Consider the following 18,842-nt stretch of genomic DNA (forward strand, 5'->3'; position numbering starts at 1 on the left):
GAGGCCAAAAGGCCCGGTGTGAAACAGGAGACGAAACATGGCGAAGGGCATCAGCCGTCGTATGGCCTTGGGTGCGGCCTCGGCGCTGGCCGGGGCGGCCAGCCTGCCGTCCGGCGCGTGGGCCGCCGCATCGGTCAGGCCCGTCAATCTGCGCATCGAATGGCTGACGGCGCCGCGCGGCATCGATACCCGCCGCCCGCGCTTTCGCTGGGAGATCGTGGCCCCCGAAGGGGCGCGCGATGTGATGCCGGGGATATCGCGCGTGATCGTCGCGTCGAGCGAAGCGGCGGTGAACCGCCGTCAGGGCGATGTGTGGGACAGCGGCCTGCAAAAGGGGCGCCTGGACACGCAGCCGAAAACGCCGCTCAAGCTGGCGTCGCACACGCCCTATTACTGGGCGGTGGTCACCGACGGCCAATGGAGCGAGGCCGCGCAATTTGTGACGGGGGTTATCGATCCCTCCGAATGGCAGGGCCAATGGATCGCCGCCAAGACCGACCCTGTACCCGGAACGCATGTCCGCGGCATGAACATGGTCCTGACCCCGCCGGAAGAAACCGTTCTGCCGATTTTCCGTACCGACTTCGACGCCGGAAAGGTCGCGCGCGCCGTGGTATCGGTGACCGGGCTGGGGCATTTCGAGTTGACCGTCAACGGCAAGCCGGTGACCGACAGCCTGCTCAATCCCGGCTGGACCGAATACGACCGCACCATCTATTACACCACCTACGACGTGACGAAGCTGGTGAATACCGGCGGCAACCGGCTGGGGGTGTGGCTCGGCAACGGCATGTACAATGCCGAACGCGTCAAGGGTCGCAAGACCAAGTTCAGCCACAGCTACGGCAAGCCGAAATTCAGCCTGCACCTCAGCCTGTTCATGGCCGACGGGTCGGTGAAACGCATCGTCAGCGACAAAACCTGGCAGGTCAGCGAGGGGCCGATCCTGTTTTCGTCGATCTTCGGCGGTGAAGATGTCGATGCGCGGCGCGAACGCCCCGACTGGGATACGCTGGCGGACACCACGACCGACGGCTGGCGGGCGGCGCTGGAAGTGCCTGCGCCCAAGGGCAGGCTGCGCGCCCAGCCGATCCCGCAGGTGCGTCAGCATCAGCGCTTCGAGACCGTCGCCATCACAGAGCCGAAACCCGGTGTCTTCGTCTACGATCTGGGGCAGAACTTTGCTGGGCGACCGGACGTGGTGGTGCGCGGACCGGCAGGCGCGACGGTGCGTATCCGGCCTTTCGAGACGCCGGGCGAGGACGGCATGGTCTGGCAGCGCAGTTTCAATGCGGGGCCGGAAAAAGGCTGGGTGGAGTATAATTACACGTTGGCCGGACGCGGCGAGGAACGCTTCGTGCCGCGCTTCAACTACCACGGCTTTCGTTATCTCCAGATCGAAGGCGCGGCACCGAAAGGCAAGGTCAGTGCCGGGCAGGCGGAAATCGTCTCGGTCGCCGGTCAGTTCTGCTACACCGATCTGCCGCAGACGGGACGTTTCGCATGCAGCGACCCACTGTTCGGGCGCATCCATCGCCTGATCGAACGGGCCGTGCTGAGCAATGCCTATAGCGTCCTGACTGACTGTCCGCACCGCGAAAAGCTCGGCTGGCTGGAGCAGAACCACCTCAATGCCCTGACGGTGTTCTATAACCGTGACGCGGTGACGATGTACGAGAAGATGGTTCACGATATCAACGACACGCAGAAAACCGACGGCATGGTGCCAGGCATCGCACCGGAATATATGCAGTTCCTGAACCCCGACGGCAGCGATCAGGACGCGCGCAATTCGCCGGAATGGGGCGGTGCGGTGGCGCTGGCGACGTGGGCGGCTTATCGGCAATACGGCGATCCTCAGGTGCTGGCGGACGGCTATCCGGCCATGCGGCGCTATGCCGATTATCTCGCCTCCCGCGCCGACGGGCATATCGTCGATTTCGGGCTCGGCGACTGGTACGACATGGCGCCCGACGGCAAGCTGGGTCCGTCGCGCCTGACCCACCGCGCGTTGAGCGGCACGGCGACCTATATTCAGGTGCTCGAGACCTTGAGCAAGGTGGCGATGGTGCTGAAGCGTCCCGCCACTGAAATTGCCGATGCCACGCGCCGCCACGCCGCGGTGCGCGACGCCTTCAATGCCCGCTTCTTCAAACCCGATACCGGCAGTTACGACCGCGACAGCCAGACGGCCAATGCCATGCCGCTGGCCCTCGGCATCGTGCCTGCGGGGCAGGAACAACGTGTGCTGGCGGCGCTGGTCAAGGCCGTGCGCGCCAGCGGCAATGGCGTCACCGCGGGCGATGTCGGCTTCCATTACGTCGTGCGGGCCCTGATGATGTACGGCCGCGACGACGTGCTGTTCGACATGCTGTCGGTCACCGACCGGCCTAGCTACGGCTACCAGCTGGCCAAGGGGGCGACGGCGCTGACCGAGGCATGGAACGCCGACCCGACCAAGTCGCTCAACCACTTCATGCTGGGGCACGGCGAAGGCTGGCTCTATGGCGGGATCGGCGGCATCCACGTCGATTTCGCCGATGCCGAAGGCCGCGTCATTACCGTTGCGCCGAAGCCGGTCGGCACTCTGACCGCCGCCGATGTGGCGCACACGACCGTCTTCGGCGAGGTGCGCAGCCGCTGGAAACGCGAGGGCAAGACCATCAATATGGAGGTCGATATCCCGCCGGGGGCGAAGGCCCGCATCGTCGTGCCGGGGGCGAAGGCCGCCCGGTTTGTCGGCTCCGGTCACTATCGTTTTACAGGAGCGGTCGCATGAGATCCCTGACCTCGGTTCAACGCCTGTCGCTGGTGCTGCTGGTGATTACCGGCGCGCTCAACTATCTCGACCGCAGCGCCCTGTCGGTCACCAATGCCGCCATTCGCGAAGAGATGGGCCTGTCGCCGATCGAAATGGGGCTTCTGCTGTCGGCCTTTTCGTGGAGCTATGCGATCGCGCAATTGCCGGTCGGCGGGCTGATCGACCGGTATAGGCCACGCCTGTTCCTGACGCTGGGGGTGGCCTTCTGGTCGATTGCGCAGGCTTTGTGCGGGCTGGTCACCAGCTTTGCCACCTTCCTTGGCGCGCGCATCCTGCTGGGGGTAGGGGAGTCGCCGCAATATCCGACGGCGGCGCGGGTGGTCAGCGACTGGTTTCCGCCGGAAAAGCGCGGCTTCCCGACGGGGGTGTTCAATTCGGCCTCCCCGCTGGGGACGGCCATAGCGCCGCCCTTGCTCAGCGTGTTTCTGGTGCTGTGGGGCTGGCGCGCCGTGTTCGTCGTGCTGGGCGTCGCCGGGCTGTTCGTCGCGGCTTTGTGGTGGGCGGCCTATCGCAATCCGGAAGACGTGAAGCTGTCGGACGAAGATCGCGCCAAGATCAGCCTTGCCGCCGAAGAAAAGAAAGCTTCCGGCGGGATCAAGGCGTGGGGGGCGCTGTTCAGACATGCGACGACCTGGGGCATGATTTTCGGTTTCTTTGGCTCGGTCTATCTCAACTGGCTGTATCTGAGCTGGCTGCCCAACTACCTCCAGATGGAACGCGGCATGGACACCATCCGGTCCGGGTTTGCCGCTTTCGTACCTTTCTTCTTCGGCTTTATCGGTTGTCTGGTGGCGGGCGGATTATCCGACCGGCTGGTCAAGCTTACAGGCTCGACGGTCAAGGGGCGTAAATATCTGGCCATCGGGGCGATGTTCGGCATGGCAGCCTTCACCGTCCCCGCCGCGCTGGTTCAGAGCAACACGCTGGCGCTGGCCTGTATCTCCGCCGTCATCTTCCTCGCCAATGTCGCCAGCGTCGGCTCGTGGGCGCTGGTCTCCGCCGTCGCGCCGCCGACCCAGGTCGCCTCATTGGGCGGCTTGCAGAACTTCGGCGGCTTTATCGGCGGGGCGCTGGCCCCTATCGTCACCGGCTATATCGTGCAGACGACCGGCAGCTTCGTGCCCGCGCTTCTGGTGGGTGCCGCGGCGGCCAGCCTGTCGGCGCTGGTCTATCTGTTCGTGGTGCGCAAACCGATTGCGCCCGATTCTGATCTGTCCGTGGAGACCTTCACATGAGACGCCTGTTTCTGAAATCCGTTGCTGCCGGGGCGTTGGCGGCGATCCTTCCATTGCCGCTGCGCGCGCAAACCCAGCAAGCCGACGCCGAGAAGTTCGCGCCTGAGCCGGTCAAATCCGGCGGCGCGATCCTCAGCCGGGTCAACACCTACGACAGCGCGCCCTATATCGAGCCGCACGCCTCGACCCTCGTCGAGACGCGGGCGAAGACGATCCTCGCGGCGTGGTTCGGCGGCACCAAGGAACGCAATCCGGACGTCGGCATCTGGCTGGCGCGCCTGCAAAACGGCACATGGTCGCCCGGAGTCGAGGTCGCCAATGGCGTTCAGGGCGACGGGACGCGGTTGCCGACGTGGAACCCGGTCCTGTTTCAGGATCCGACCGGCGACCTGCACCTGTTCTACAAGATAGGCCCCAGTCCGCAAAAATGGTGGGGCATGGTGATCAGTTCCTCTGATGACGGCAAGACATGGACCAAGCCGCGCCGCCTGCCGGACGGTATTCTGGGCCCCATCAAGAACAAGCCTGTGGTCCTGTCCGACGGGTCGTGGCTGTCGCCGTCGAGCACCGAAGGCGGCGAGGGCATGGACGGTTCGACCAATGTCAGCTGGCGGCTGCATTTCGAGCGCTCGACCGACAAGGGGCAGAGCTGGACGAAGACCGCGCCCGTGCGGTCGAAAGTCTCGATCGAAGCCATTCAGCCCAGCGTCCTGTTCCACAAGGACGGGCGGCTTGAGGCCATCGCCCGGACGCGACAGGGCGCGTTGGGGATGACGTGGTCGAAGGACAACGGCCTGACCTGGAGCAGCATCGCCGCTATCGACCTGCCCAATCCCAATTCGGGCACTGACGCCGTGACGCTGAAGGACGGGCGGCAACTGCTGGTCTATAACCATTCCGGCCACCGTCCGGACGAGCCGGGCAAGGGCGACCGCTGGCCGCTCAATATCGCCCTGTCGGACGACGGCATCCACTGGCGCAATGTCCTGACGCTGGAGGACAAGCCGCTGGTGTCGGGCTACGCCTATCCGGCGGTGATCCAGTCCTCCGATGGCCTGCTGCACATCACCTACACCGTAGGCCGCCGCCGTATCCGCCACGTCGTCATCGATCCGAAAAAGCTGGTCTGAGACGTACCGAAATTTCATCGATAATCATATTACATATTATATTTTATTGTATGTAAGCCGGTGTTATATTATGAATTTCGGTATCGATGTCGTCAGTGTTCCTCAGGTCCTTTCCGGACCTCATCCCTCTCCTGAAAGGACGTGAGGCGGTGCTGGCGGCCCCTGTCCCTTGCGCGCGGAAATTCCGGTTTTGGCCGCATGGATCTTCAGGGCTATGGCTGTAGGGTGCCACGGGTCGATAGATGATCCTTTTTACCGGAGGGCGATCCGTCGCCCTCCGTTTTTTTTCATCATTTGGCGGCAGGGATTTGTGTGACATAATCCAGATCGGAATGACTTCGATAGAATCGTCATTCCGATCTGATTTTTGTTTTGTCGCGATATTATCGTCGAAAACCGCTTACACTTTTGGCTTCGCCTAATGGCTTCGCCGAACTTCGTTTCGACATATCGCTCTAACGGCTATGGCTGAGCTCTTAGCTATGCTAAGTCTCACGCCCTGTGTGAATCGCTCCGAGGGATACCGCTTTGGCCGCAAACGATTTTTCTGCTCGTCAGACGCGTCGGCGACCGCGTCTCGCCGTGGCGGTGGTGGAAGACCTGGTGACGGCCATCGTTACCGAAGTCTATGCGGCGGGATCGGCCTTGCCTCCGGAAAACATCCTCTGCGACATGTTCGAAGTCAGCCGCACCGTGGTGCGCGAAGCGACGACGGCTCTTACGGAAAAGGGGCTGGTCGTGTCGCAGCAGGGCCGCGGCACCATCGTGCAGGCCCAGACGCACTGGAACCTGCTCGATCCGATGGTGCTGGGGGCCCTGTTCCAGCGCGAGGACGGCCTGGGCTATCTCGACAATCTGGTCGAAATCCGCGTCGCCCTCGAAGCGTCGATGGCGGCCAAGGTGGCGCGCAAGGCCAGCGACGCCGACCTGGCCGAACTGAAGGTCCAGATGGCGAAGCTCGGCGGGCTGGTGTCCGAGCCGGTGACCTATGTCGTCGAGGACGTGGTGCTGCACCACATGATCATGCGCATTTCCGGCGACCGTCTGAGCGAGGCGATCATCAACGGGATTCAGGGTCGCGCGCTCAGCAATTTCGCCTATGCGGGCAAGCTGACCCTCGATCATATCCGCGACACGCACGAGGCGCATCAGAAGGTCTATGACGCCATCGTGGCCCGCGATCCCGACGGGGCAGCGCGCGCCATGCGCGACCATATCGAATCGTCGTGGCGCAAGCGTCGTCCGCAATCCATCAGCTAAAACCGGGTCAGCTGCTGTTGAAGGGTATCCGGGGCGGGCGTTTGGCGGCGGGATTGTCGTAGGGCCTGTCCGGATCATAAGGCGCGCCGTCGGGCCAGAACCCCGTGGCCTCGGCGGTTTCAATCACAGCCAGATCGGGCACGGTGACCGGCCGGTTGCGGTCAAAGGGCGAGCCGTCATCAAAGTGGCCTTTGAAGGCGTCGCGCTTGTATTTCATCGACAACAGTTTTTCGAGAAGCCGCTGGCGGTAGCTGTCTTTCGGCTTTTCAGCCTCGATTTCGCGCTCGATTTCATCGAGTTGGGCCGAGGTCAGCGACTTGGGCGGGGCGTAAAGCTGCGTCCACAGCCGCTCGGTGGCCAGAATAAACCGCCCCGCGCGTTCGCCTTCGAGGAAATCGGTGGGTTTGGGCAGGGCGCGAACGGCCTGAACGATCAGGTCGGCCTGATCGCGCAGGCGCTGACGTGCCGGACGGATGGTGTCGCGCTGATCGGGGCGGGTGACGCGCATCAGCACGACGTCGGCAACCCGGATCATGCGGACGGCGCGCTCGCCATCGAGATAGGTTTCCGGCAGGTCGATGTCTTCGATGGCCTCGGCGATTTCGGCCGCAAATTCGCGCAGCTCCGCGCGGCGCTGTCTCAGTGCGCGGGCGTCGTCGTCCGGGTTGAAGCCATGATCGTCCATCGCTTCATGTTACGCTGCGGCGTTTGTGGGAGGGTAAGTTCAAGGTTTTCCACAGATGGCCACAGATGCACACAGATGGTGCGGGTGATGGTGAGGGCGGATAAGTGGGAGCTTGAGCGCGCGTAGCGCCAGATAAGAGATTGGCCACGGATATCCGAGTCACAGGCGCTACCGATGCCCCACAAAGGACGTGTTCGCCGCGCTTGCGCGGCATCCGTGCCTTATCTGTGGCTAAAAACCTTTGGTAACGACATCAGGCAGGAAGAGGGAGAACCACAGATTACACAGATTTCACAGATTAGGTTCGTTGCGGTTTGCGAGGATAAGTCTCAAACACCGTGTGTGCGGTGTCTCATGAATGACGCGCCTTGGCGCGTCTAATCTGTGAAATCTGTGTAATCTGTGGTTTCAAACCTTGCGGACCTTGCCACCCGGCACAGACCCGACCGATCATAAAGACCATCTGTGGCCATCCGGGGAGAACGTCCCGTCTCCCTCACCGCACTAAACCCGCGTGATGCGCACGGCCATCCACTTGTTTCCAGGCAGTGTGATCGTCGGGCGGGCCGGGTCGTGGAAGTTATAATTGTCCTTCTTCTGCACGGTGAAGACGCCCTCGACCGGCGTGACGGTCATGTTCCAGGTATCGAGGACCTCGACCCTGAACTGTTCACCGCCTTTCAGCCCGTTGCGCGGCAGGTCGACGGCCCATTCCGCCGGGGCCTGATCGCCGAAATAGCGCAGGTAATAACGGCCCTCCTTGCCGGCGATGTGGCGCTCCCACCACTTGTCGATCGGGTCGATGCCGGGGGCGGGGCCGTCCTCCATCACCTTTTTCAGGAAGGCGAGGCGCGGCGTCGAGGTACCGAGCATCGTTCCGCCCTTACCGAGCCACGAGCCGTCGGCGCCCGACTTGTTCGGCGTATAGGTTTCAGAATGCCCGACATAGGTGCCCGCGATATGGCCATGCCAGAAGCGCATGACCATTTCCTGACCGCTCAGATTGCCCCAGCGCAGCGCGATGTCACCTTCGTAGCAGACCTCGTCGAAGATGACCGGTTTCTTCCACACGCTGCGATAGGTTTCCGCTGTGCGGTCGTCGAGTACCGCTGTACCGTTCTGCACCGAGGCGTGGGTGATCCACGGTTTGTTGTTGTCGTAGAGCACCTTGATATTATGGATCGAGCGCAGACGGTGGTGCGGGTCTTCGGAATGCAGCAGTTCCAGAATATGATCCCAGTCGGCCATCGACTTGGTCTTGATGTCGTCGTACTCGTTGGCCGCCGACCACCACACATTCCTGAACGCGGATAACCGCGCGATCAGGTAGCGCAGATAGCGCTCGTCGTGGACGCGGTTCTGATCGGAGAAGCCGCGCTTTTCGTCGTAGGGATGGAAGATGATGATGTCGGCTTCGACGCCGATATCGAGCAGGCTTTTGACGCGCGATTCGAAGCGGCGGAAATAGGCCGGGTTGAAGCGCGTGCCGTCCCAGTCGCGGTCGCCGGTGCCGGTCTGGACGAACGGGTGGATAGGCTCGGCGGCGACGTTGGGGAAGACGCACATGCGCAGCTTATTGTAGGGCGAGCCGGTCAGGGTCTGGATCGTCTGCGCGCAGCGCGCGTCCGACTGCTGCGCCCAGGCGTAGCAGGTGGTGCCGATCTGGCGGAAGGGCGTGCCGTCGGCATAGGTGAAGTGGTAGCCGTCGAGCGTCACCTTCACCGGTCCGTGGTTGTTTTTCGACGGCGCGAGGGCTTCGGCCTGACCGGTCTGGCCATCCAGCGCCTTGATGTTGCTTCTGGTCACCCAGCGCCAGGTCCCGGTCTTCGGCGGGCTGAACCGGATGCAGTAGTTCCCGTCGCCGTCGTAAAAGCCCGGCACGCGCACGACCTCGGCGCCATCGGTAAAATCGGCGCTCAGATCGACGTCGAGGAACGGGTTGCCGGTGTCGGGGCCTTTCAGGCTGATCTCATGCAGGCCCCAGCGTTCCAGCGCAGGCGTAGCGGGTGTCACCGGCTTTTTGGGCGCGGCAAAAGCCGCGGTCGCATATAGACCAACCGGCAGGGTGAAGGCGGCGCGTCGGGTAAAGGACATGGTCGTCTCCTCATATATGTTATGTTTTATTGGGGCGCGATGACGCGCAGGGAAGGTCGTTTCAGCCCTTTTTCAGGCCGAAATTATCGAGTTGTCTGGCGTTGGTCCCATCGACCAGCACGCAGTCCATCAGCAGCTTCTCGACCTGACCGGTCTTGCCGCTCCTGATGTGGGTGTCGGCCAGTTCGACGGCATATTGCGCCTGACGGAAGGCTGGTTGCAGGACCGTGGCGGTCATTCGACCGCGCAGGATGGCGTCGCGGGCGTCGTTCGATCCGTCGAAGCCGACCACGACGACATCGGTGCGTCCCGCGGCTTCCAGCGCAGCGAGTGCGCCCAGCGCCATCGTGTCGTTACCGGCGATGACGCCCTTGATTTCGGGGTGCGCCTGAAGCAGAGACTGCATGACGGTGAAGCCTTCGGATTGCGACCAGTTGGCGCTTTGGCGGGCGACCATCTTCATGCCGGGATACTGGTCCAGCACCTCGTGATAGCCCTTGGAGCGGATCAGGGCGTTGGTGTCGGACTCCTTGCCGACCAGCTCGACATAGGCGCCCTTGCCGCCCATCGCGGTGATAAAGCTTTCGGCGCCGACGGTGGCGCCCTGATAGTTGTTCGAGACGATCTGGGCGTGGGCCGCGCCGCGCACATTGATCTCACGGTCGATGAGGACAACGGCGATCCCGGCATTGCGCGCCTTTTGCACGGCGGCGACCGAGGCGTCGGCCCCGGCATTGTCGAGGATGATGGCCGCGGCGTTGCGCGCGATGGCGGTGTCGATCAGCTCGTTCTGCTTATAGGCGTCGTCGCCGTGCGAGAAGGTGAGCGTCTTGTACCCGAGTGCCTTCGCTCTCGCCTCCGCCGCGCGCGCTTCCCAGCCGAAGAAGGGATTGTCGAGCGACGGGGTGATGATGACCACCAGATTATCGCGGCTCTTCGGCGCAAGGGCGAAGAAGGCGAGGGCGGCGATCACCACAAGGGCGGGCAGCAGGAACTTCAGGTAGCGCGTCATGCAATAATAACCTCTATGCCCAGCCGCTCGAAGGCCTCGCGGTCTTCGGGCCGGATGCCGGTATCGGTGATCAGGGTGTGGATGGTGTCGAGCCCGCCCAGAGACGAGAACGAGGTGCGGCCGATCTTGGTCGAGTCGGCGACCAGATAGACGCGCGAGGCGGCCTTGATCATGGCGCGCTTGACGTAAAGGTCGGCCATGGACGGATAGGTCAGGCCGGCCTCGAACGAGACGGCGGCGGTGGCCAGGAACAGCTTTTCCGCGTAGATGCCATTGAAATAGTCGGCGGATTTCTCACCGCTGAGCGACAGTGTGGGCGGCTTGAAATGACCGCCGGGCATGTGGACCGAACAGCTCGGCAGACCGCCGAGCGTCAGGGCGATGTTCAGCGCATTGGTGATGACATTGAGGTTCTGCCGCTCGACCAGATGGTTGGCGACCTCGGTCGTCGTCGAGCCCGAATCGAGGATGATGGTCTCGCCGTCGTGGACAAGGGCGGCGGCGGCGATGCCGATGCGGCGCTTGGCGTCCATATTGACCATGTGCTGCAAGGCCAGCGCCTTGACCTGCTGCGGCACGGATTTGAGGAAGGCCCCGCCGTGTTCGCGCACGATATGGCCTTCGCCCTCCAGCTTTTCGAGGTCCTGCCGCATGGTGGCCTCGGACACGCCGAAGGCTTCCGACAGGTCGCGCACCCGCGCCGAGCCCTCTTCCTGAAGCCACTCCATGATCTTCTTGCGGCGCGTATCGGCCAGCAGGTTCGTGCTGGCGATGCCGACCTTGTCCTTGATCTTGCGCGCGGTATCGCTTTTTTTCATGAACGGGCCCCGGTAATGAATCGTTTTTGAATCTGATCCAGTACCACAGCGGCGACGATCACGCTGCCCTTAATAACCATCTGCCAGAACTCGGACACGCCCATCATGATCATGCCGTCGGAGAGGACGCCGATGACGCAGGCACCGATCAGTGTACCGAGGATTGTGCCGCGCCCGCCCGACAGCGACGCCCCGCCCAGAACGACGGCGGCAATGGCCGACAGCTCCAGCGTCTCGCCGGTCGCCGGGTGGGCGGACACCAGCTGCGATGAGATGATAAGCCCGACCAGCGCCGCGCACAGGCCCGAGATGATATAGACCAGCGTCTTGACCTTATTGACGCGCACCCCGGCCAGAGTCGCGGCGCGTTCAGAACCGCCGATGGCGTAGACGTAGCGCCCGAACGCCGTGCGACCGGCGACGAGCATGGCGATGGCGGCGATGACGATCATCAGCCAGATCGGCACGGGCACGCCTAATAACTGTCCGGCGCCGAGGAACGGAAAACCGGTATTGCCGTGGGCTGAGGTGCCGACCAGATTGGGGAAGGTCGTGCCGTTTGACGACAAAAGCGCCGAGCCGCGCGCCACGTACAGCATCCCCAGCGTAGCGATAAACGGCGCGACACCGAAGCGCGTGATCAGCGCCCCGTTGATCAGGCCGACCAGAGCGCCGACTCCAAGTGTAATCACGACGACCAATGGGATCGACGGATAGATGACGATGCCCAGGGGCTCCAGCACGATGCCGTTGAGGATCAGCATCCCCGCCACCATCCCGGCCAGACCGGCGGTGGAGCCCACCGACAGGTCGATGCCGCCGGTGAGGATGACGAAGCTCATCCCTATGCCGAGAATCGCGATGATGGCGATGTGCTGAAGCATGATGGTGAAGCTGGCCACCGACAGGAAGTTCGGCGCGGCGAACGCAAAGAAGGCCAGCACGGCGATCAGCGCGATATAGGTGCGCAGTTGCAGGATCAGGCTGAGCGCGCCGCCTTTGCTGTCGGATGGCGCGGGGGTGGTTGGGGTGGTGGCGCTCATCAGGCGGGGCTCATTTCAGGTAGGGTCAGGTTGGGGTCAGGTTCGGGAACGCCATTGGCGGCGGCGATCAGGGCGGCCTCCGTGGCTTCGGACGGCGACAAATCGGCGGTGATACGGCCTCGCGCCATGACCAGCACGCGATCGGCCCCGGTCTGGGCCTCGGCCATGTCGGAGGTGGTGAAAACGACGCTCATCCCGCCTTCGGCCAGGGTGCGCATACGGGCGAAAATGTCGTGACGGGCGCCGATATCGACGCCGCGACCGGGTTCGTCGATCAGCAGGACGCGCGGTCCGGGCATCAGGCAGCGACCGATGACGACCTTTTGCTGATTGCCGCCGGACAGGGCACCGATGGACAGGTCCGGCGACGCCGTCCTGACGCCCATCAGGCCGATCATGGCGGTGATGGCGCGTCCGGCGGCGGTTTCGGAAATCAGGCCCAGACGGCTGAATTTCGGCAGGCTGGACAGGCCGAGATTGCCGCCGACGCTGAGATTGGGGAACAGACCCTCGGCCTTGCGGTCTTCGGGAACCAGACACAGGCCGCGCGCCACGCGTGAGGAGACGTTGAGTCCCATCATATCCTTGCCGTCGAGGCGGACCGTGCCGCGCGCCGGACAGGCACCGATCAGCGACTCCAGAAGCTCGCTGCGCCCCGCGCCGAGCAGGCCGTAGATGCCGACGATTTCCCCGGTCTTGATGTCGAAATCGACGTGGTCGAGGCTGTAACCGCCGTCGGGGCGCGTCAGGGTCAAATCACGCACGCTCAGCACGGTTGTGGCGCTGCTATCGCGTGGGGTGGCGACGGCGGTCTGACCGTCGTGGCCCAGCATGTGGCGGACGATCCACGGCATAGATACCTCGGCGACGGGGGCGGTGGCCTGCCACGATCCGTCGCGCAGGATGGTGATGTGGTCGCCGATGCGCAGCAGTTCTTCGAGGCGGTGCGAGATATAGACGATACCCGTCCCTGCGGCCTTGAGGTCGCGGATGATGCGGAACAGCACCTCGACCTCGGTCGGGCTGAGCGCGCTGGTCGGTTCGTCCAGTATCAGGACGCGGGCCTTGTCCGACAAGGCGCGGGCGATCTCGACGATCTGCTGCTGACCGATGCGCAGGTCGCCGACGAGGGTGTCGGGGTCGATATCCTGCTCCAGCCGTTTCATCAGGGCGGCGGTTTCCGCGCGCTCGCTGCGGCGGTCGATCAGGCTCTTGCCCAGGCCTGCGTTATGTCGGCCCAGGAAAATGTTTTCGCTGACGCTGAGGTTCGGGCACAGGTTCAGCTCCTGATGGACGATGCTGATGCCGTGAGCGGCGGCGTCCTTGACCGAGCCGATGCGGACCTCTTTGCCATCGAGCAGCAGGCGGCCCGAGGTCGGGGTTTCGACCCCGGCCAGAATCTTCATCAGGGTCGACTTGCCCGCGCCGTTTTCCCCGATCAGGACATTGACCGCCCCGGCATGGACGTCGAAATCGACGCCTTTCAGGGCCTCGGTCGCGCCGTAGCGTTTGACGATGGTTTCGGCCCGCAGCAGGGTCATGATACGACGTCCAGACGCACCGGCGTCAGGCGGACCTGAGCGTCGGCAGCGTGTGCAAACACGCCGGTAAAGCGAACCTTTTGTCCCACGCGCAAGGCGCCGATAGCGGCGGCATTGGCGCGCAAGGCCTTGTCGTTCAGGGATTTCGACACGTCGGCATAGACGAGCTGATTGGTGAAATCGTTGAACGAGATAAAGGCGAGACTGTCGCGCAGCGTGGTGCCCGACACATAGGGACCGGTGCGGATCAGTACGTCGGTGTCACCCACGCGCACCGTGGCTGTGCCTGCCGGACCTGAGGCATCGACGGCGGTGACCATGCCTTCCCCTGTGATGGCATAGGTGTAGGGCGAGCCTTCGCCCGCCTGACGGCCGAAGCTTTTTTCGGCGGTGGCGGCGTCGGTTTTGAGCGCGGTCAGAAGCGTGTCGACCGGCTGGGCGCGACCGTCGGTGGCGGGCAGTACCTTCGCAGTCCACACCTGTTCGGCAAAGGCCTTTGCGTCGAAACTGTCGCTTTGCTGGGCGCGCGCCATGCGATCCTCTTCGATCGACACGACGGTACAGGCTTGCAGCGCGACCGACAGGCACATCATGACTGCAAGCGCCGACGCATGACGATGTCCGCGCCATCGGCGGTTGGTGAGTGTCTGTCGCATGTCCTGCCTGTTCTTATGTCCGGACCCCTGAACGGAGCCGAAGTCGTATTGCTTTTCGACAGGCTACATTTTTTGAAATTCTTGTCAATCGCGACAAAAAGGAATAAATCGATAAAAAACGAAAGTGAACCTTATTGTCAACCGCGACGGCTGGGGGTAGGGTGATGATCAAGAGGTGATGAACACCCTGTAGCGCACACCATAGATAAGGTGGCGCGGGAGGAATGGGTTATGCCGCTTCCGGGTTCGCCGGAATGAGCGGTCTGTTTAAGGATTGAATATGTCTCTCACGGCTGCCGTGCGCGCCCCCGACCGGGATGCCCGCATTGCCCATATTGCCGAGCGCGCGAACTGGATTCGCCGCCGGTCCCTCAGGATGGTTTTCGACGCGCAGGCGGGGCATCCCGGCGGCGACCTGTCGGCAGCCGATATTCTGGCGACGCTCTATTTCGGCGTCATGCGCTACGACGCGGCGCGCCCCAATGATCCGGCGCGCGACCGCTTTATCCTGTCCAAGGGGCATATTACGGGTGCCTTTTATTCGGTGCTGGCGACGGCGGGCTATTTCCCCGAATCCGAACTCGACACCTATCTTCAGCCCCTGTCGCGGCTGAACGGCCACCCCAACCGCATGTATCTGCCGGGGATCGAGACCAATACCGGGCCGCTAGGCCATGGCTTTCCGGTCGGCGTCGGCATCGCCATCGCCGGTCAGATCGACAGGGCCGATTTCCGCACCTACGTCCTCACCGGCGACGGCGAGCTTCAGGAAGGCAGCATGTGGGAAGCCGCCATGACCGCCGGTCACCGAAAGCTCAATCGCCTGACCGTCATTGTCGACCGCAACCGCCTGCAACAGGGCATGGGGACCGAGGAAACCGTGGCGCTGGAGCCGTTGGCCGACAGGTGGCGGGCCTTCGGCTTCGCGGTCGAAGAGGTCGACGGCCACGACGTGGCGAGGCTTTTGTCGGTGCTTGAAGCGCCGCCGGAAAACCGCGATAAACCGCTGTGCGTCATTGCGCACACCCATAAGGGGCAAGGCGTCTCCTTCATGCAGGACAAGGCGTCCTGGCACCACGGTGTGCCGACGGCGGCACAGTTTGCTACCGCTATGAAAGAGTTGGAATTATGAGTGCGGCTACCCCTGTGGCGAGCGATATGTTCGATTGTCGCGACGCCTATGTGAAGGCCGTCGAAGAGCTGGCGGCCAACGACGCGCGCATCGTCACCGTGTGCAACGACAGCGTCGGTTCGTCCAAACTCAATAAGTTTCGCGACCGCTTTCCCGACCGTCTGGTCAATGTCGGCATCGCCGAGCAGAACATGATCGGCGTCAGCGCCGGTCTGGCCAATGGCGGCAAGATTCCGTTCGTGTCGGGGGCATCGTGCTTCCTGACCGGGCGGGCGCTGGAGCAGATAAAGGCCGACATCGCCTATAGTCAGGCCAATGTGAAGCTGTGCGGCATGGCGCCGGGGGTCGGTTATGGCGATCTGGGGCCGACGCACCATTCGATCGAGGATCTGGCGTGGTTGCGGCCTTTGACGCACCTGACCATCCTGGTGCCGTCCGATCCGTGGGAGACGGCGGAAGCCATCAAGGCCGCCGCCGCGCTCGAAGGGCCGGTCTTCATCCGCGTCAGCCGCACGCCGGTCCCGGCCCTGCCGCGCGAAAACGCAAAATTCGAAATCGGCAAGGCCGAGATCCTGCGTCAGGGTCACGATGCGGCGATCATCGCCAATGGCACCATGGTTCACCGGGCGCTGGCCGCCGCCGAAGCCCTGTCCGCCGAGGGGATCGCGACGCGCGTCGTCAACCTGTCGTCGATCTCGCCGCTCGATGAAGCCGCCATCGTCGAGGCCGGGCAAACCGGCGCCGTGGTGACCGTCGAGGAACACAATATCCGCGGAGGACTGGGTGGCGCGGTGGCCGAAGTGCTGGCCGTGCATCAGCCGTGCCCGATGCGCATTCTGGGCTTCCCCAACTTCGCCCCGACCGGTTCGGCGGAGTTCCTGTTCGAGCATTTCGGCCTCACCGCCGAGGGCATTGCGCAGAACGTGCGCGAGCTGCTGAACGCGCGGCGGGCCGGATGAGCGCATCGCCGCTCATACTGGCCATCGATCAGGGGACGACCAATTCCAAGGCGTTCCTGATCGATCCGCAGGGCGGGATCGTCGCCAGAGCCTCGCGCCCGATGACCGTGACTCACCCTCAGCCGGGCTGGGCCGAGCTTGATCCGCGTGGCATCTGGCGGACGGTACGCGAGACCATAGAGGAGGTCAGCGCCGGGCGCGATGTCGCCGCTATCGCCATTTCCAATCAGCGCGAGTCGATCCTGCTGTGGGACGCGGCGACGGGCGAACCGGTCGGGCCGTGCGTTATCTGGCAGTGCCGGCGCTCCTCCGATGCTTGCGCTCTGTTGCGCGAACATGGGCATGAGGCGATGATCGTCGAAAAGACCGGCCTCGGCATCGATCCGCTGTTTCCGGCGGCGAAGCTGGCCTGGTTGCTCGACAACCTGCCCGACGCGCGGATGCGGGCCGAACGCGGCGAGTTGCGCGCCGGGACGGTCGATAGCTGGCTTTTGTGGAACCTGACCGGTGGCAAGGTCCACGCGACCGACGCCTCGAACGCGTCGCGCACGCAATTGATGAATATCGATACCGGGCGCTGGGATGCCGATCTGGCCGAGCTATTCCGCGTCCCGTTGTCGTTGTTGCCGGAGATCAGGTCCTCGGACGCCCTGTTTGGGCATACGGTTGACGGTGTTCCGATCCACGCCCTTATGGGCGATTCGCACGCCGCCCTGTTCGGGCACGGCATTTCCGCCCCCGGTCGCATCAAGGCGACGCTGGGGACCGGCAGTTCGCTGATGGCGGTCACCGGGGCACGGGCGCATTCGACGCACGGCCTGTCGGGGACGGTGGCGTGGTCGCGCCACGGTGACGTCGTACACGCGCTGGAAGGCAATATCTCCGTGTCGGGTCAGGCGGCGGCCTTTGCCACGCGGCTGCTCAATCTGAAAGACGAAGCGGCCCTGACCGCACTGGCGCAAACCGTGCCCGACAATGGCGGGGTGGTCTTCGTCCCGGCGCTGGCGGGGCTTGGGGCGCCGCACTGGAAGGATCGCGCGCGGGGTCAGATCACCGGCATGACCCTGGCCACCGAACCCGCCCACGTGGCGCGCGCGGCACTGGAAGCCATCGCCCTGCAAATCCGCGATGTCTTCGTCGCCATGGAAGCTGATCTGGGTTCCGAACTGCCCGACATCTCCGTCGACGGCGGCGCAGCGGCCAGCGATGTGCTGATGCAGATCCTCGCCGACATCCTCAACCGGCCCGTTCGTCGTCCGGCGGTGACCGAGGTCACGGCCTGCGGCGTGGCGCGCATGGCGGGCGAGGCGCTCGGCCTGTGGCAGGGGCCGGCAGACGCCGAAGACACCATATTCACGCCACGTCTCGATCAGGCCGCGCGTACTCAGATTTTGTCGCAATGGTACGCGGCCATAGAAAAAGCCAAACAGGAATAGGAAGTTACTCATGACCGGACAGCAAAAACCCGCTCAACGCTATGGCGCAGGCATCTGGCATTTCGCGACCTATGTCGATCGTTACGCCACCGACGGTTACGGCCCCCAGCGCAGCCTGCTGGAGATGATCGATCTGGCCGGTCAGGTCGGCGACCTGTCGGTGGTCGATATCAACTATCCCTTCCCCGGCGGCGGCGTATCCTTCGAAGAGGTCGAGGCGGCGCTCAAGCGCAACAATCTCTCGGTCATCGGCATCACACCGGAAATCTACACGCAGGTGTTCGCCAAGGGTTCCTTCACCAACCCCGATCCGGGCGTGCGCCGTCTGGCCAACGAAATGTGCAACGAAGCGGCGAAGGTCGTGCGTCGCTTCGGCGCCGATTACGTCAAGCTGTGGCCAGGTCAGGACGGCTGGGACTACCCGTTTCAGGTCGATTATCACGACCTGTGGAAGCTTTCGATGGACGGCGTCGGCGAACTGGCCAGCCAGAACCCGGACCTGAAATTCGTCATCGAATACAAGCCGCGCGAGCCGCGCAACCACATGAGCTACGACTCGGTGGCGCGGACGCTTCTGGGTATCGAGAAGATCGGCCTGCCGAATATCGGCATCCTGCTCGACTTCGGCCACGCGCTGTACGGCGGCGAGTCCCCGGCGGATTCGGCGCAGCTGGCCATCGATTATGGCCGCCTGTTCGGCATGGACGTCAACGATAACCTGCGCGGCTGGGACGACGACATGATCGCCGGCTCGATCCACCCGATGGAGCTGATGGAATTCTTCTACGTCCTGCGCAAGAACAGGTGGGAAGGCGTCTGGCAGCTCGATCAGTTCCCCTTCCGCGAGGACTGCGTCGGCGCGGCCAAGAGCGCGATTTCGTTCCTCAAACACATCGATCAGGCGCTCGACCGGCTCGACTGGGACGCCATGAAGGATGCGCAATCGCGTCAGGATGCCGTGGTCGCGACCAATCTGGCGCGGGCGGCGCTGTTCAATCTCGGTTAAAAGTACGGAGGCGA

Annotated in this window: 15 protein-coding genes; 8 read left to right on the forward strand and 7 right to left on the reverse strand. The window is 63.5% G+C overall.

Going from position 1 to position 18,842, the window contains the following annotated elements:
* The first annotated feature begins 37 nt into the window (after nucleotides 1-37).
* The 4 genes from AEYBE204_RS31080 to AEYBE204_RS31095 all read left to right on the forward strand — a co-directional run bounded on the left by AEYBE204_RS31080 (nucleotide 38) and on the right by AEYBE204_RS31095 (nucleotide 6,446).
* Entirely contained in the window at nucleotides 38-2,779 is a 2,742-nt protein-coding gene (locus tag AEYBE204_RS31080) for an alpha-L-rhamnosidase (RefSeq protein WP_023462452.1), read from the forward strand.
* Nucleotides 2,776-4,056 (forward strand): MFS transporter, encoded by a 1,281-nt coding sequence (locus AEYBE204_RS31085; RefSeq protein WP_023462453.1) that lies wholly within the window; start codon nucleotides 2,776-2,778, stop codon nucleotides 4,054-4,056. The genes AEYBE204_RS31080 and AEYBE204_RS31085 overlap by 4 nt, the downstream gene beginning before the upstream one ends.
* Nucleotides 4,053-5,186 carry an exo-alpha-sialidase gene (locus tag AEYBE204_RS31090; protein ID WP_023462454.1) on the forward strand — a complete coding sequence of 378 codons (1,134 nt, stop codon included), beginning with the start codon at nucleotides 4,053-4,055 and terminating at the stop codon, nucleotides 5,184-5,186. The genes AEYBE204_RS31085 and AEYBE204_RS31090 overlap by 4 nt, the downstream gene beginning before the upstream one ends.
* A 528-nt stretch (nucleotides 5,187-5,714) precedes the next feature.
* Nucleotides 5,715-6,446 (forward strand): FadR/GntR family transcriptional regulator, encoded by a 732-nt coding sequence (locus AEYBE204_RS31095; RefSeq protein WP_023462455.1) that lies wholly within the window; start codon nucleotides 5,715-5,717, stop codon nucleotides 6,444-6,446.
* Between the two features lie 7 nt (nucleotides 6,447-6,453).
* On the opposite strand, the gene AEYBE204_RS31100 is transcribed toward AEYBE204_RS31095, so the two are convergent.
* From AEYBE204_RS31100 to AEYBE204_RS39550, 7 genes are all read right to left on the reverse strand, one after another.
* The gene (locus tag AEYBE204_RS31100; RefSeq protein WP_023462456.1) at nucleotides 6,454-7,131 is read right to left on the reverse strand and encodes a hypothetical protein; all 678 of its coding nucleotides are present in this window, start codon (nucleotides 7,129-7,131) and stop codon (nucleotides 6,454-6,456) included.
* A 504-nt stretch (nucleotides 7,132-7,635) separates the two neighbouring features.
* Nucleotides 7,636-9,225 (reverse strand): DUF5605 domain-containing protein, encoded by a 1,590-nt coding sequence (locus AEYBE204_RS31105; protein ID WP_023462457.1) that lies wholly within the window; start codon nucleotides 9,223-9,225, stop codon nucleotides 7,636-7,638.
* A gap of 61 nt (nucleotides 9,226-9,286) precedes the next feature.
* Entirely contained in the window at nucleotides 9,287-10,237 is a 951-nt protein-coding gene (locus AEYBE204_RS31110; RefSeq protein ID WP_023462458.1) for a D-ribose ABC transporter substrate-binding protein, read from the reverse strand.
* Nucleotides 10,234-11,055: a DeoR/GlpR family DNA-binding transcription regulator gene (locus tag AEYBE204_RS31115; protein ID WP_023462459.1), complete on the reverse strand. Its 822-nt coding sequence runs from the start codon at nucleotides 11,053-11,055 to the stop codon at nucleotides 10,234-10,236. Before AEYBE204_RS31115 ends, AEYBE204_RS31110 begins: the two co-directional genes overlap by 4 nt.
* Nucleotides 11,052-12,098, reverse strand: coding sequence for an ABC transporter permease (locus tag AEYBE204_RS31120; RefSeq protein WP_023462460.1), 1,047 nt, complete (start codon nucleotides 12,096-12,098; stop codon nucleotides 11,052-11,054). Before AEYBE204_RS31120 ends, AEYBE204_RS31115 begins: the two co-directional genes overlap by 4 nt.
* A complete protein-coding gene (locus AEYBE204_RS31125; RefSeq protein WP_023462461.1) occupies nucleotides 12,098-13,639 on the reverse strand; it encodes a sugar ABC transporter ATP-binding protein in 1,542 nt (513 codons plus the stop codon). The genes AEYBE204_RS31120 and AEYBE204_RS31125 overlap by 1 nt, the downstream gene beginning before the upstream one ends.
* Nucleotides 13,636-14,295, reverse strand: a complete 660-nt coding sequence (locus tag AEYBE204_RS39550) for a DUF2291 family protein (protein ID WP_052019434.1) — start codon at nucleotides 14,293-14,295, stop codon at nucleotides 13,636-13,638. Before AEYBE204_RS39550 ends, AEYBE204_RS31125 begins: the two co-directional genes overlap by 4 nt.
* Before the next feature lie 280 nt (nucleotides 14,296-14,575).
* Between AEYBE204_RS39550 and AEYBE204_RS31130 the strand changes: the two genes are divergently transcribed.
* From AEYBE204_RS31130 to AEYBE204_RS31145, 4 genes are read left to right on the forward strand one after another with little or no spacing between them, the layout of a single operon-like run.
* Nucleotides 14,576-15,427 carry a transketolase gene (locus AEYBE204_RS31130; protein WP_023462463.1) on the forward strand — a complete coding sequence of 284 codons (852 nt, stop codon included), beginning with the start codon at nucleotides 14,576-14,578 and terminating at the stop codon, nucleotides 15,425-15,427.
* The gene (locus AEYBE204_RS31135; RefSeq protein ID WP_023462464.1) at nucleotides 15,424-16,386 is read left to right on the forward strand and encodes a transketolase family protein; all 963 of its coding nucleotides are present in this window, start codon (nucleotides 15,424-15,426) and stop codon (nucleotides 16,384-16,386) included. The genes AEYBE204_RS31130 and AEYBE204_RS31135 overlap by 4 nt, the downstream gene beginning before the upstream one ends.
* Nucleotides 16,383-17,822: an FGGY family carbohydrate kinase gene (locus AEYBE204_RS31140; RefSeq protein WP_023462465.1), complete on the forward strand. Its 1,440-nt coding sequence runs from the start codon at nucleotides 16,383-16,385 to the stop codon at nucleotides 17,820-17,822. Before AEYBE204_RS31135 ends, AEYBE204_RS31140 begins: the two co-directional genes overlap by 4 nt.
* A gap of 10 nt (nucleotides 17,823-17,832) precedes the next feature.
* Nucleotides 17,833-18,828 (forward strand): sugar phosphate isomerase/epimerase, encoded by a 996-nt coding sequence (locus tag AEYBE204_RS31145; protein ID WP_023462466.1) that lies wholly within the window; start codon nucleotides 17,833-17,835, stop codon nucleotides 18,826-18,828.
* The last annotated feature ends 14 nt before the right edge of the window (nucleotides 18,829-18,842 follow it).

The organism is Asticcacaulis sp. YBE204 (genome assembly GCF_000495855.1).
Classification (GTDB): Bacteria; Pseudomonadota; Alphaproteobacteria; order Caulobacterales; family Caulobacteraceae; genus Asticcacaulis.